Annotated in this window: 14 protein-coding genes; 5 read left to right on the forward strand and 9 right to left on the reverse strand. The window is 69.9% G+C overall.

Annotated elements, in window-relative coordinates:
- The first annotated feature begins 141 nt into the window (after positions 1 to 141).
- The gene (locus ACIBEF_RS22275) at positions 142 to 270 is read left to right on the forward strand and encodes a hypothetical protein (RefSeq protein WP_396795091.1); all 129 of its coding nucleotides are present in this window, start codon (positions 142 to 144) and stop codon (positions 268 to 270) included.
- Between the two features lie 78 nt (positions 271 to 348).
- Here ACIBEF_RS22275 and ACIBEF_RS22280 read toward each other — a convergent pair whose 3' ends face one another.
- The 5 genes from ACIBEF_RS22280 to ACIBEF_RS22300 form a co-directional block, all read right to left on the reverse strand.
- Positions 349 to 2,904 (reverse strand): M48 family metalloprotease, encoded by a 2,556-nt coding sequence (locus ACIBEF_RS22280; protein ID WP_396795092.1) that lies wholly within the window; start codon positions 2,902 to 2,904, stop codon positions 349 to 351.
- A gap of 293 nt (positions 2,905 to 3,197) precedes the next feature.
- Positions 3,198 to 3,710, reverse strand: a complete 513-nt coding sequence (locus ACIBEF_RS22285) for a hypothetical protein (RefSeq protein ID WP_396795093.1) — start codon at positions 3,708 to 3,710, stop codon at positions 3,198 to 3,200.
- A 287-nt stretch (positions 3,711 to 3,997) separates the two neighbouring features.
- Positions 3,998 to 4,306: a hypothetical protein gene (locus ACIBEF_RS22290; RefSeq protein WP_396795094.1), complete on the reverse strand. Its 309-nt coding sequence runs from the start codon at positions 4,304 to 4,306 to the stop codon at positions 3,998 to 4,000.
- 261 nt (positions 4,307 to 4,567) lie between these two features.
- A complete protein-coding gene (locus ACIBEF_RS22295; RefSeq protein ID WP_396795095.1) occupies positions 4,568 to 5,743 on the reverse strand; it encodes a helix-turn-helix domain-containing protein in 1,176 nt (391 codons plus the stop codon).
- Positions 5,744 to 5,936: 193 nt separating this feature from the next.
- On the reverse strand, positions 5,937 to 6,329 hold the full coding sequence (locus ACIBEF_RS22300) for a VOC family protein (RefSeq protein WP_396795096.1): 393 nt from the start codon (positions 6,327 to 6,329) through the stop codon (positions 5,937 to 5,939).
- Between the two features lie 192 nt (positions 6,330 to 6,521).
- On the opposite strand from ACIBEF_RS22300, the gene ACIBEF_RS22305 reads away from it, so the two are divergent.
- The gene (locus ACIBEF_RS22305) at positions 6,522 to 7,274 is read left to right on the forward strand and encodes an MBL fold metallo-hydrolase (RefSeq protein WP_396795097.1); all 753 of its coding nucleotides are present in this window, start codon (positions 6,522 to 6,524) and stop codon (positions 7,272 to 7,274) included.
- A 5-nt stretch (positions 7,275 to 7,279) separates the two neighbouring features.
- On the opposite strand, the gene ACIBEF_RS22310 is transcribed toward ACIBEF_RS22305, so the two are convergent.
- A complete protein-coding gene (locus ACIBEF_RS22310) occupies positions 7,280 to 8,245 on the reverse strand; it encodes an aminoglycoside phosphotransferase family protein (protein ID WP_396795098.1) in 966 nt (321 codons plus the stop codon).
- A gap of 61 nt (positions 8,246 to 8,306) precedes the next feature.
- Here ACIBEF_RS22310 and ACIBEF_RS22315 point away from each other — a divergent pair, with 61 nt between their 5' ends.
- Positions 8,307 to 8,747, forward strand: a complete 441-nt coding sequence (locus ACIBEF_RS22315) for a VOC family protein (protein WP_396795099.1) — start codon at positions 8,307 to 8,309, stop codon at positions 8,745 to 8,747.
- Positions 8,748 to 8,814: 67 nt separating this feature from the next.
- Here ACIBEF_RS22315 and ACIBEF_RS22320 read toward each other — a convergent pair whose 3' ends face one another.
- Together ACIBEF_RS22320 and ACIBEF_RS22325 are read right to left on the reverse strand one after the other, a co-directional pair.
- Positions 8,815 to 9,735 (reverse strand): NAD-dependent epimerase/dehydratase family protein, encoded by a 921-nt coding sequence (locus tag ACIBEF_RS22320; protein ID WP_396795100.1) that lies wholly within the window; start codon positions 9,733 to 9,735, stop codon positions 8,815 to 8,817.
- A 58-nt stretch (positions 9,736 to 9,793) separates the two neighbouring features.
- Entirely contained in the window at positions 9,794 to 10,087 is a 294-nt protein-coding gene (locus ACIBEF_RS22325) for a hypothetical protein (protein ID WP_396795101.1), read from the reverse strand.
- Positions 10,088 to 10,257: 170 nt separating this feature from the next.
- Here ACIBEF_RS22325 and ACIBEF_RS22330 point away from each other — a divergent pair, with 170 nt between their 5' ends.
- Together ACIBEF_RS22330 and ACIBEF_RS22335 are read left to right on the forward strand one after the other, a co-directional pair.
- The gene (locus tag ACIBEF_RS22330; protein ID WP_396795102.1) at positions 10,258 to 10,842 is read left to right on the forward strand and encodes a hypothetical protein; all 585 of its coding nucleotides are present in this window, start codon (positions 10,258 to 10,260) and stop codon (positions 10,840 to 10,842) included.
- Positions 10,843 to 10,871: 29 nt separating this feature from the next.
- A complete protein-coding gene (locus ACIBEF_RS22335; protein ID WP_396795103.1) occupies positions 10,872 to 11,816 on the forward strand; it encodes an acyltransferase domain-containing protein in 945 nt (314 codons plus the stop codon).
- Here the strand turns inward: ACIBEF_RS22335 and ACIBEF_RS22340 are convergent.
- Positions 11,813 to 12,199, reverse strand: a complete 387-nt coding sequence (locus ACIBEF_RS22340) for a nuclear transport factor 2 family protein (RefSeq protein ID WP_396795104.1) — start codon at positions 12,197 to 12,199, stop codon at positions 11,813 to 11,815. The two genes, ACIBEF_RS22335 and ACIBEF_RS22340, sit on opposite strands and share 4 nt — an antisense overlap.
- Positions 12,200 to 12,263 lie beyond the last annotated feature (64 nt).

Consider the following 12,263-nt stretch of genomic DNA (forward strand, 5'->3'; position numbering starts at 1 on the left):
AAACATAGATCACGCCTTTTGGCTGGTCGGCGAACTGGTTTAACGGCCGCTGTCCCTGGCGGAGATCCGCCGGTCCGTCACGCCCCGCCCGGGGCTTGGATACCCCCCGCCCCGGGCGTACCGGGCGGACCGCAGCTCACCGTGGACGTTCTGCGTGCCCGGCTCGCCGCGGGCGATGCCGCGTACGGCCGTGGCGACTACCCGGCCGCGTTCGCCGCAGTTCGTCGAGCAGCCTGGCGCGAGCCCGCCGTCTCGCCACCGAGCTGCTGATCCAGTTGCGACGTTTCGGTGGTGCGGGTCTGTGCAGGATGGTTGAACAACATCATGACCACCGAATCCCGGCCAGGCCTAGCGCCTGAGGGCAGCCACCGTCGAGGAGACCGCCGCATCGAACACCGCCTCGTCCAGCGGCTCCGCGATGGCGGTCAGCTGCACCTGCACCAGGTTGTGACCGATCCGGACCAGGCCGAACAGGGTCGTACCGGTGATCCTGCTCGAACCACTGCCGAGGGAGAGGTCATACCGTACCCGCCAGGACTCTTCCCCCACCTGAGGGGCCGGCTGGGCGCTCACGGTGAACCGCACTGGCGAGCTGCCGGGGACGGTGGCGTCGAACCGGGGGCACGCGGCGCGGGCTGCCTCGGCCTCGTCGAGGAGGGTGTCGGGCACGGGGTGGGCGTACGAGGTGACGATCACGATGACGGTCGATTGCCTGATGCTGCTCGGCAATTTCCTGGTGGCAAAGCCGCGAATCTCGTCGACCCGTTGGTCCGACTCGATCCGGCGCAGATAGTCGTCCCGGGCCAACTCCCGGCAGCTTGCAGGCGCGACGACGGTTTCGGCGTTCTCGGTCTCCCGCTCCTGCGGCTCCGGCTTCCAGAACGCTGGCAGTGGTGCCCGGACCGCGCTGGCGGCGGCACCGGCTTCCGCGACGGTGAGCAACCGGCCAGGATCCGCACCGGGCGAGGCGCTGGCGTTCGGCCCGACGGTGGTCGATGACGGCACCACCACGACCGCCGGGCCGGTGTTGACCACCGCCCCTGTGGGTGGCAGCACCGGCACACCCGGCAAGCCGATGACCGCCGCCGCCCCGACCAGGAGCGCCGCCGTCACGGGACCCACCGCCGGCCACACCTGCGGTCGCCTGCCGGTTCGGCCAGGTGGCCATCCGATCGGGTCGGGCCGTTTTCCGAGCCGTCCGGTGAGAGCGGAGAGCCCGATCAGGACGGGCATCGTGAGCACCGCGAGGTAGAGCCACCAGATCACCGGCACACCGACATAGAGTCGGAGCAGGGACGCATCCGAGGTGCGACCGGCGAGTATCTGGTGCACGAACTGCGAGGTCCCGGTCAGCGCCGCGACACCTGCCCCCGCTACAAGGGCCCGCCCTAGACCGGGGTCATCACGTCCGATGGCGAGCACCACGAGCGCTGCCCACCCGGCCAGGGCGCAGATCCACCATCGCTGCTGGGAAAGGGAGAGCGCGGCGTCCAGCGTGATCGGTGGGTGCCGTAGCGCCTGCGCCGATGCGAGGCTCCCACCGATCAGCACCGTCACCACCACGACGGACAGGACGGCATGGGTGGCGACCCGGCGCCAACCGAGCAGGGCCACGACCGCCGCTGGCAAGGCTAGGCCCAGCCACGGCCACGGCGCGTCGGGCAGCGCGTAGACCAGCCAGGCACGTACCGGCACCGGCCGTTCCAGGCCGACGACGAGCGGCTGCAAGGGCCAGCAGATCGCCGTAACTGTCGTGGAGGCCGCCAGATAGGTGAACCCTCGCCGGACTCGGGTGAACCGGTCCGGGCCCCGGCGGGCCGCCATCCCGGCGAGCACGGTGCAGGCGGTGGCGGCGACGACGCCGGCCAGTGCGACCACGATCGCGAACCGCAGACTGACGCCCAGACTGGCTGTGCCGGCCGGGAACGACGTACCGCCACCGGTCGTCCCGGTGGGAAAGAGGAAGCCGCCCACGGCGAAACCGGCCGCGGCCGTAACGACCGGGAGCCAACGCCGTGACGGCGCACCGGTGAGCGCCCTACGATGCAGCGCGGGGGTCAGTCCGAACCCGAGCAGCACACCGACCAGACCGGCCGGCAACACGGAGAGATCCCGGTCAATCGCCAATGCGCTCGCCGCCTGGGTCGCCGCTCCCGCGACGATCGCCGTTACCGTCCCGGTCACCGCGGCCTGCATCGGCCCACCAACCGACACCTGCTGCCCGCCACGCAGCGCGGCGGCCCGGCGCTGCGGTGTCGGGTGCCGGGCGAACAGCCGGCGCAGCCGCCCGGGCCGATGCGGTCGGATCGCGGCGGCGGCGTCCAGCAGCCAGACCAGCGCGGTCCGGTCACCGGTCCGGTTGACCTGCTGATCCGCCTCTTGTTCGCGCAGTCGCAGCACCAGCGCCCGCAGTAGGGCGCTGAGCAGCACCAGAACCAGCGCCCGGCTGAGCGTGACGACCGGGATCTCGGTAAGGCCTTCCCGGCGGATCTCGGAAACACTGGCCACCGCTACCGCCGGTATGACCAGCCACAGCAGACCACGCACGGCGGAGACCCACCGGACGTCCCGACCCTGCACATGCGCCAACTCGTGCTGGACGACTGGGTCGAACCGCGCCGGATCCTGATGACCCACCGCCACCGCAGCCGGCAGCACCACAAGTGGTCGACCGCCGGGCCGGACGGTGGTGAACGCCTGCCGCACCGAAGGTCCGGCCACGAGCAGGCGGGGACGGTGCCGACCATGCAGGCCTTGCCGATCGCAGAGCTCGGCAAACCGCTGCTCGGCACCGGCGATGGTGCCCGGGAGTCGGTGGCGACGCAGCCGCCAGTGATCGACCACCGGGGTAAGCGCGACGATCAGGGCGAGCCCGACCAGCAGCAGGACGCCGCCGGTGAGCATGACCAATCCGCGTATCCGGGACGGGTCGGACATGCAGGTCAGGAATTGCATTGTCCGGGTGGCATCGAACTCGACGGGACTGCTTGGGTCGACGTCATAAGTCCGGGAACACCGGGTGATCGCCTGCGCGTAGGGCTGCGCCAGTGGACGGCGACCGAAGAAGAAGACGGTGCCCACAGCGATACCGACGCCACCCACCACCCCAAGGACTTGCAGATAGAGCCAAAGCAGGGGGGCCGACTGCTCGCCGGGCCTCCGGGCCTGGGGATCAGCCGGTGGCGCGGCGGTGCGGATCACTCCGGTGCCGACAGGCGGACGTGCAGGGCTCCCACCGCCGCGTCGGCCAACAGGACGGCCTGCTCCTCGGTGAGCCCGAGAGTGATTCCATGGCGCCGGCATGCCTCGCGTAGAGCCTGTGCCTGCGCATCAGTCAGCACCAGCCGATCCCCTTCGATGACCGGCTGGGGTGCGTCGCCGCCCGACTCGACCGTTGCCGGCGCCGTCGACCGGCGTAACCGTCGCCTGCTGCGCCACCAACCGGCACCAGCCGCGATCGCACCGGTCGCGAGAATGTCACCGAGACCCGACGTGACGGCCTGCAGTGCGATCTCGCTGACCAGGACCGAGTCGATCCCGAACCCGATCGACCCGCCAGGCGCCGGTAGGCCCCGTAGCGACGACCCGTCCCGCCGCCACTTCTGAGCGACCGGGGCGAAGACCGCCAGCTCCTCGGGGGCTAGCCGGGCCACCCCGGCGCGGGCGGCGGCCTCGATGAGGTCCGGCAACTGCGTGTGTGTGTCGGCCATGCCCACCCTCCACAGAGTAGGCATTAGGATACGCAACGTCTTCCAGCCCCATCGGGCAGAGGACGGCACGACCCGCGCACCCCCGGTGGCGGCCGGAACGTCATCGAGGGGCGCGCGGTGAGCGCTGCGACCGTAGCCCTCGAAACACAGACCGATACGCGCGATGCCGCGCCGACGGTGTTGCATGGTGGCCAACGCCGACGTCGTGCAGGAACTGGCGCGGAGGCTGGTGGCGCAGCGCCTGCCCCTAACCGTTGCTGTTCCCGTCGAAATGGGAACGAGATTCCCTAGCAGCAGGCCACAACGAGACGCCCCGCCAACCCTTCGCTGGGCTGGCGGGGCGTCTTCGTCGTTTCGGTCAGCGAGGCCACGAACCTGTCGTACAGATCAGCGGTGTCGGCGGTCGGCAACTCTTCCAAGGCCGCATCGAGCAGGCCACTGACGTACATGGACAGGTTGACCCGGTTGGTGCCGAACTCCTCTGCCAGGCGTACCCGCGCCGGGTCGCACGGCCAAGGCTGCTCGCACGCCTCACAGTCCCACTGCGGCCGGCGGGGCATGTGCTCACCGCCCAGTCGACTGTCCAGTGCCGCCACCGACCGTTCCGCGTGAAGGGCGCTGCCCGCCCGAACGGTTGTTGGTACCTCCGACATCACCGCTGTCCCCTCTGTCACTGGCTGGAGGGCGCCCGGTCATTCCCGGCACGGACGCCCCCCGCTCTCGGCGGAACGGCGGCGACGATCGCACACATCGCGTCGGGCCCGGATGTTCGCCGCCGCCGTCCGTGAACGGGACGTTACGGGCGGTCAACGACAACTTGAAGGCGGCGGCTGTCCGCTGATCGCCGAACCTGTCCGCTACCTGCCAGCGGTGGGCCTGAACTGCTCCAAGACGTCCCGCAAGTCGGCGGCCTCCGGTGCGCCCGTCTGCTCCACACGGCGCAACACCTCCCGCGCCCGCCACCAATTCGACGGCACGACACGTCGTGACGCCACCGCCTCGGCGGCGAACGCGGACGCCTCATCAGGGCGACCGGAGGAGGCGAGCGCCAACCCCAAGTCGAGGCGAGCTGACGCCGACCGTCGCGGTCGTTCGCCACCATCACCGCGCGGATCCAGATGCGCCAGGACCTGTCGGGCCACCCGCTCCGCGCTCGGGTCACCCGCCCACGCCAACGTGGTGGCCATGTACGCCTGAGCCTTCGATGGGTCATACCGGTAGTGGTGCTCCGCCCTCTCCGGTACCGGCAGGTTCGAGGTCAACCGTTCCACCCGGTCCAATGTCCGGCGTGTCTTACGAACGTCGCCCATTCGCGCCCACGCCCGCGCCTCCTGCGCTGTCGCCTGGATATGGGCGGAACTACCGACGGGGGCCACTTCCTGCGCCTGCTGGGCCAGGCGGAGGGCACCCTGGTAGTCGCCGATGGTCAGCACCTCCCACGCCCTGGTTTCGAGGCACCAGCCCAGGATCTCCGGGTGATCGGCGTGGCCGGCGAGCCCGGAAGCGGCGGTGAGGTGGGCGCTGGCGGCGCCGGGCTGTTGCAGGTCGATGTGCACGGTGGCCCGCAGTACGGCCAACCACCCACCGGCGACGACGAGGCGCCGCTGTTGAGCGAGGGTGACTCGTCCGGCGAGCAGCCTGCCGACGTAAGCGAGGTGTTGGCGCACCATGGGCAGCAGGTCGGCCGGGGCGGTGGTGGGGTACAGGCTGGCGAGGTCGTCGACGCCTTGTTCGATTCGGGTAAGGGTGTGGTTACTGACGTCGCTGGCAGCAATGCGTTGCAGCAGGTCGTCGGCTTCAGCTTCGTGGTCGATGGGCGCGGTGACCAGCCGGGCGAGCGCACCACCGGCGTTGAGCACCTGATCGAGGTGTTGGGCGGTATCGACGGTGGGCGCTTTGCTGCCGACTTCGAGTTCGTGAAGGTGACTCTTGCCCCGGTGAGTGAGTTGCGCGAGTGCCCGCAGGGACAGGCCGGTTTCCTCACGGAGCTGCCGGAGTATGACACCGAAGCGCGGATCGACGTGGGACGTCATGACTGTGCTCCCAGGTAACGGTCTGGGTGGTGGGCCGCCGACCGCTACAACCAGCGGCACCACCGTGGACCACGCTACCCGCAGTGTCGTGACTGGTCACCTGTTGCAGTAGCGTTCGTCAGATCCACTCGCCATCCCGTGTTCGTGTGCGGGGCAAGCAGTGTCGGCATCTCTCAGTGTCGATGACGGTCGGTCAGCCGAGCTGACTTGGTGTAGCCGTGGCTTCCCAGGTGGTCAGGCAGAACGGGTGGCCCGCCGGGTCGGCGTAGACGTAACACTGTTCGCTGTTGGGCTGGAAGTCGTACTTTGTCGCTCCGGCAGCGAGCACGCGGGCCTCGGCGGCGTCTCGGTCCACGACCATGAAGTCGAGATGCATCATGATCGACGAGGTGGGGTCGGGCCAGGTGGGTGGCGTGTATCCGGGCACAGTCTGGAAGTTGATCCGCCCGGCCGGGCTCAGCACGCATGCCCAGCCGTCCCCGGCGTATGTCAGGGTCCCGCCGGTGATGCTGGCGTAGAACTGCGCCAAGGCGACGGCGTCCGGGCAGTCCAGGGTGACCGCGCTGAGCCTGATCTCGTCGGACATGTCTCCTCCTGTGGCCCGTGCCGGCCGGTTGCTAGGCGCGCTCGCACCGATACGACCACCAGCACGACGGTGCGCTCGACAAACTGGACGACGTAACCTAACGCACACGGTGGTCGAGCACGCTGATCTAGCCGCGGGCGGCATCCCTACCAGCGGTGCCCATCCCGCCTGAGGCGATGACACGCTGTGCGGATGCGACAGATCACTGTGCTCGGCAGTTCCGGTGCCTTTCCCGAGCCAGGCCGTGCCTGTAGCGGCTTCGCTGTGGACTGGGACGGCTACCGCGTGGTGCTCGACCTGGGCTACGCCACACTGCCGCGATTGCTCAGGCACTGGCCCGATGGTGCGGTGGACGCCGTCGTCATCACCCACGAGCACCCGGATCACTGCGTCGACCTGCACGGCCTGTTCAGGATGCGGTTCTACGGTCAGCCCGGCGGGCCACGGCTGCCATTGTACTGCCCGCCCGGCGTGCTCGAACGGCTCAGCGGCTTGGAGCCCGATGTCGACCTGCACACGGTGTTCGACCTGCACCCACTACCCGGCAGCTACCGGGTCGGGCCGTTCGACCTGACCGGGCTGCCTCTGCCGCACTTCGTGCCCAACGCCGGCATCCGGATCGAGGCCGACGGAATCGTGGTGGCCTACTCCGGGGATACGGGGCCGACTCCCGCGCTTGCCGACCTGGGCCGTGACGCTGACCTGTTCATCGTCGAGGCGACGGACCACGACGGCGAGACCAGCCGTCCCACCCGAAACCTGATGACCTCCGCCGAGGCCGGTATGTGGGCTCGCCGGGCGGGCGCCCGTCGCCTGATGCTCACCCACTTCTGGCCAGGCAATGACCGGGCAGCCGCAGTGGCGGCGGCGCAGGTGGAGTTCGAGGGCGCCGTACTGGCGGCTCAGGAAGGGCTCACAGTGATTCTTGGGACCCCAGCCAACTGACCGCCTCAGACCTTTGTGTTCGCCACGACCCGGTCAAGGACGAGGCGGCCCATCTGGTACATGACGGGTTTGGTCTCGACGTAGTACCAGATGGCACCGAGAGCCTGTTGGAAGCTCCATGCCATGCTGCGCTCCCATTCCAGGTCGTCGCAACCCAGCTTGTCACGGAACACCGCTCGGGACGCATCGTCGAAGAAGTACCAGCCACACATGGCATCAAGGGCGGGATCGGCCGGCGCGAAGTCGCCGGTGTCGAGCACACCCACCAGCCGGCCGTCGGCCACCAGGACGTTCAGCGGCTGCAGGTCGCCATGGGACATGACGTCGGCCGACGTGCGCGGCAGTTCCCGGAAGTGACTCCACAGACGCCGAAGCGTCGGGACGTCGAGCAGACCCTCGCTCTTTCCGAAACATTCCTCGACCCACTCGTCGTGGTCGGGTAGGTCGCCACCACGGTTGTCGCCCTGGAACCGGCGGCCCTGCGTGTCGGTGGCCCGAAGCGCGCTGATCAGGTAGGCCAGGTCACGGGCGAGTTCCACGGACCCGTCGATGTCAACGGGGGCGATGCTTCCCGGTACCCACGACTGCACCGACCACGGCAGGGGATAGTCCTTTCCGGGGTTGCCGATCGCGATCGGCCAGGGAGCCGGGAATGGGCTGTGTTCGGCGAAGCGTCGGGAGGCCTCGGCCTCCCGCTGGAGGAGCTCGGCCGCCACTGCGACATCGCGTGGCCGCAGCAGGAACCGGGCCGCCACATCGTCGCCGATGCGGAAGATGGCGTTCACGGTGCCGTTCGACGCGACGCGACGGACCGGTGCCGTCTCCCACCGAGGGAACTGATCCGCGATCAGCTCGCGGACGACGTCATCGGTGATGGCTAACTCATCGTCGTGCATGGCCATGCGGAAGATCTCCGGTTCTGGTCGGCGGGACGGCACACAGTTGGTCAGCCCGGAGGTCGAGAACGCCAACGTGGCTCCGTCTCAGGGAGGATGCGGCAACGGCGACCGCACCAGACCAGGGAGATTCAGCATGGCGATCCAGCGGATGGACAACGTCCTCATCGTTGTCGAGGACCTTGACGCCGTCATCGGGTTTTTCGTCGAGCTCGGCATGGAGGTCGAGGGTCGGGGGCCGGTCGAGGGGCGCTGGGTGGAGCGGGTCATCGGGATCGAGGACGTCCGGCAGGAGGTGGCGATGCTGCGGACCCCGGACGGTCACGGCAAGGTCGAGTTGGCGATGTTCCACCGACCGGCGGCGATCAGGGAGGAGCCGACGAACGCGCCGGCGAACACGCTCGGCATTCGGCGCATCATGTTCGCCGTCGACGACATCGACGACGTGATCGCCCGGCTGCGGGGCCACGGCGCGGAACTCGTCGGGGAAGTCGAGCGGTACGAGGACATCTTTCGGCTCTGCTACGTCCGGGGCCCCGAAGGCATCATCGTCGGCCTGGCCGAACAGCTCCGCTGACGCCCGTCGCCGCTCGGTCCCGCCCACAACGTCAGGGATGTAGGGGCCCAGCGAGCGGCGGAGACCACTATTTCCCTGGAGTTGCGGGGAAGGTCTCACGTAGGGCCGGGTCCAGCGGCCGGCCGGTGGTCGGTTCGATGAACAGGTCGGCGAGCAGCAGGTCGGGGAGGTAGCTGGGGTTGACGCCCGACTCCTTGCGGCCGAGGGCCTGCGCCGCGCCGCCGAGTCGCAGCGCGGCCCGCGCCGCGCCGGCCGGCAGACGACCGACCCGGCGGGGCCGGCCCACCGCCGCGGCGATGCGGGCGATCATGTCGTGCCAGGTGAGGTTCTCGTCGGCGACCGGGAGGTCCGCGCCGCTGGCCTGCTCCAGGGCGTCGACCGCGACGTCGGCCACGCTGCGCGCGGAGGCCGCGGCGCTGCCGCCGGTCGGGGCGACCAGCGGGGTACGCGAGCGGGCCCACCGGTCCAGCGGACCGGCCCAGTTGGGCAGCCGGTCGCCGGCCCGACCGAAGACGAAGGGCAGCTCGAGTACGGCGACCGGTAGGCCCTCGCCCGCCGCCGCCCGCCCCTCCCGGGCCTGTTCCAGCCGGCAGCGGATGTACGTGTGCCGTTCGGCGAGGCGCCACTGGGGGTGCAGCCGGTCGAAGTAGGTGTAGTAGGAGCCCATCACGACGCCCCGGGTGAGACCTTCGAGGCGGGCGGCGGTGAACAGGCGTACGACCGGGTCGACGTTGTCTCGGCGGAACTCGGGATAGATCGGCTTGGGTAGCGGCCGTTGCTCGTCGGTGCGGGTGGCGTAGACGACGCCGTCGTGGCCGGCGAGCACCTGCCGCAGTTCGTCGACCGGGGCGGACCCGACGTCGAGCAGGTGGTCGATGCCCGGCTGGGCGGTACGCGCCACGGCGGTAGCGGCGTGACCACGCTCCCGCAGGACGTCCACGACGTGCGCGCCGATCAGGCCGCTGCCACCCACCACAAGAATTCGCACGGTGCATCGTCCACTCCGGAACCGGTGTCTTGTCAACCCACGAGTGCCACCGAACGGGTCACTGCTTGTTCTTCGCGACGTTGTAGATGTCCATGACGTCGTCGTCGAAGTAGGGCCCGTACATGTTCCCGGAGTACTTGTACGACATCACCGAGTTGACGTACCCGAACCGGAGGTCGTTGTCCCAGGCGCGCAGGAACGGGCCCCCGCTGGCGCCCTTGTTGAGCGGGCAGTTCTTCAGCTTGATCCGCCGCCGGTGCTGCCACGTCGCGGGCCTGGCCTGCGGCTGCGCGACGGTGACGGCGGCGAGCAGCATGACACCGGCCGAGACGAATCCGAGCTTGCTTCGCACGGGACCTCCTGGGGTGGGCGGTGGGGCCGATGCGTTCCGGCGTCCTGGCGCAGACGCTAGGCTCGGATAGAGGGTCCACAGTAGGCATGGCGCATACGGTCAGTGACGGTTGCCTGGCTGCGGCATGCGCCACCGTGTGTCCGAGAACTTCTCACAAATGGGGGTTGAGGATGCCGGATCCGCGCGCCTTCTGGCTGGACGAGCAATTCGACCGCGAGCACGGCACCGACGGGCGTGGCCGGTACGAGGCCGAGGTGTTCCGCCGGATCGACGAGTTCGCCGACACCTGGGGTGACTTCGCGCCCGTGGCGTTCGCGGTGACCGCTTGGCGGCTGGCCACCGAGCTGTCGCCGGGTTTCGTGCGCTGGCACCGGCGGATCATCTCGGCGACCTGCGCGCGTAGCCCGTGGGACGGCAGCCTGGTCTGCGCGGTGACGGTGGCCTCCCGCTGGCCGGCCGAGCTGACCTGGACCAAGCAGTGGCAGCGCGACCGTGGGTGGCAGGACTGGCCCCGGCTGTTCGGCCAGTTCACCACACCCACCGAGCAGGACCAGACGCGCCGCCCGCATCTGCGCGCGCTGCTCCAGGTGGAGGCGCCGGTCCCGCTCGATGACCTGCCGCCGACGCCCGACGGCCCGGACGACGAGGTTGGCGCGGCGGCGCGCCGGGCCGTGGCGGTGCTGGCCCGGGAACTCAACGACCTCCTCGCACCGATGATCGGGCAGCTCGACGCCGGAGTTCCGGCGGACTCCTGAAACGCTCGCCCGCCGGTAGGGTCGTCGGCGTGAATTCCGACGACATCGCCGGCCGGCTCGGAGTGCCCGTCGAGGACGTCGACCGCGTGCACCGGCTCGCCGGTGACGGGCCGTCAGCTCCGTTGCCGGCCAAGGCCGACGCACCCGCGATCCTCGACCGGCTCACCGTGCCGCCGGACGACGCCGCCGAGATCCTGGCGGGCTGGCCCGACCCCGGCTCCGCCCTGTGGACTCCGGAGCTGCGCTGGCTGCTCGACCGCTCGATCTCCCTGGTCCGTGCCGACCTCGCGGGCTACGACTGGCTCCCGCCCGGCCCGGAGCTGCCCCGGGAGCGCGGGCCGGCCTGGCGGCACCTCTACGTGTACGTGTGCCTGGCCCTTGTCGACGTGGTGCGCGGGTATCACCGCGACCACGGCATCCCCGACGCCGTGACCTGGGTGACCCTGGCTGACCTGGGCCGCAACCTGGCCATCGATCGTCGGATGCGCGGCGAGGGCTGGCCGATCATGCAGAGCTGGCTGACGCTGCACCTGCGCGGCAGCGTCTACGAGCTGGGCCGGCTACAGCACCAGCGCGGTGACGGCGCGATCGGGCTGCACGTCCCCGATTCGGGGCCGTTGACCCCGGAGGCGGTGGCGTCGTCCCTCGACGAGGCCCGCGCGTTCTTCCCCCGGCACTTCCCCGACGAGCGCTACACCGCGTTCTCCTGCGCGTCGTGGCTGCTCGACCCGCAGCTGCGGGAGTACCTCCCCGCGGACTCCAACATCGTGCGGTTCCAGCGCCGGTTCGAGTTGGAGCCCTACGACGAGTCCGCGGGGCCGGACGCCGACATCGAGGTCCTGCGGTTCGGGTTCCGGACCCTGACCACGCCGCTCGACGAGCTGCCGCGCCGCACGGTGCTCCAGCGCGCGATCATCGACCACCTGCGGGCCGGCGGCCACTGGCACTGGCGCCACGGCCGCTTCCCGATCTAGGCATCCGCGTCCCACCACGCGTCGTTGGCGACGGCCTGGGCCGCCGGTTCGATGACCTCCCACACCTGCGCGATCAGCCCGTCGGCGATCCGCAGGACGTCGACCACCACGATCTCCGGCCCCCCGTCGGGGAGTCGGCGTCGCGAGTGCACCACGACGTGGTCACCGTCGGCCAGCAGGTGCAGGATGTCGACCCGCATGCCGGTGGTCGGGCCGAGCGCGGCGCGGACCGCGGCGAGCCACTGCGCCCTGGTCGAGGTCGTCGAATCCGACCGGTGATGGGTGAAGTCCTCGCTCAGGTACGAGGCGAGCGTGTCGACGTCGCCGGTGTCGACAAGCCCCGCCAACGCACGTCCGACGATGCTCTTGTTCTCGGTGGTCATGGGCGCAAGTGTTTCCCCGGCCCGGATGGTTGTCGATGACATCGCACTTCATGGTGTCCCGAGC

The organism is Micromonospora sp. NPDC050795 (genome assembly GCF_044456785.1).
GTDB lineage: Bacteria > Actinomycetota > Actinomycetes > Mycobacteriales > Micromonosporaceae > Micromonospora.

What these genes read in the sequence shown, in the direction of transcription:
- ACIBEF_RS22280 (WP_396795092.1), bottom strand. Translation starts at nt 2,904, where the DNA reads ATGCTCACCGGCGGCGTCCTGCTGCTGGTCGGGCTCGCCCTGATCGTC.
- ACIBEF_RS22285 (WP_396795093.1), bottom strand. Translation starts at nt 3,710, where the DNA reads ATGGCCGACACACACACGCAGTTGCCGGACCTCATCGAGGCCGCCGCC.
- ACIBEF_RS22295 (WP_396795095.1), bottom strand. Translation starts at nt 5,743, where the DNA reads ATGACGTCCCACGTCGATCCGCGCTTCGGTGTCATACTCCGGCAGCTC.
- ACIBEF_RS22300 (WP_396795096.1), bottom strand. Translation starts at nt 6,329, where the DNA reads ATGTCCGACGAGATCAGGCTCAGCGCGGTCACCCTGGACTGCCCGGAC.
- ACIBEF_RS22305 (WP_396795097.1), top strand. Translation starts at nt 6,522, where the DNA reads ATGCGACAGATCACTGTGCTCGGCAGTTCCGGTGCCTTTCCCGAGCCA.
- ACIBEF_RS22315 (WP_396795099.1), top strand. Translation starts at nt 8,307, where the DNA reads ATGGCGATCCAGCGGATGGACAACGTCCTCATCGTTGTCGAGGACCTT.
- ACIBEF_RS22330 (WP_396795102.1), top strand. Translation starts at nt 10,258, where the DNA reads ATGCCGGATCCGCGCGCCTTCTGGCTGGACGAGCAATTCGACCGCGAG.
- ACIBEF_RS22340 (WP_396795104.1), bottom strand. Translation starts at nt 12,199, where the DNA reads ATGACCACCGAGAACAAGAGCATCGTCGGACGTGCGTTGGCGGGGCTT.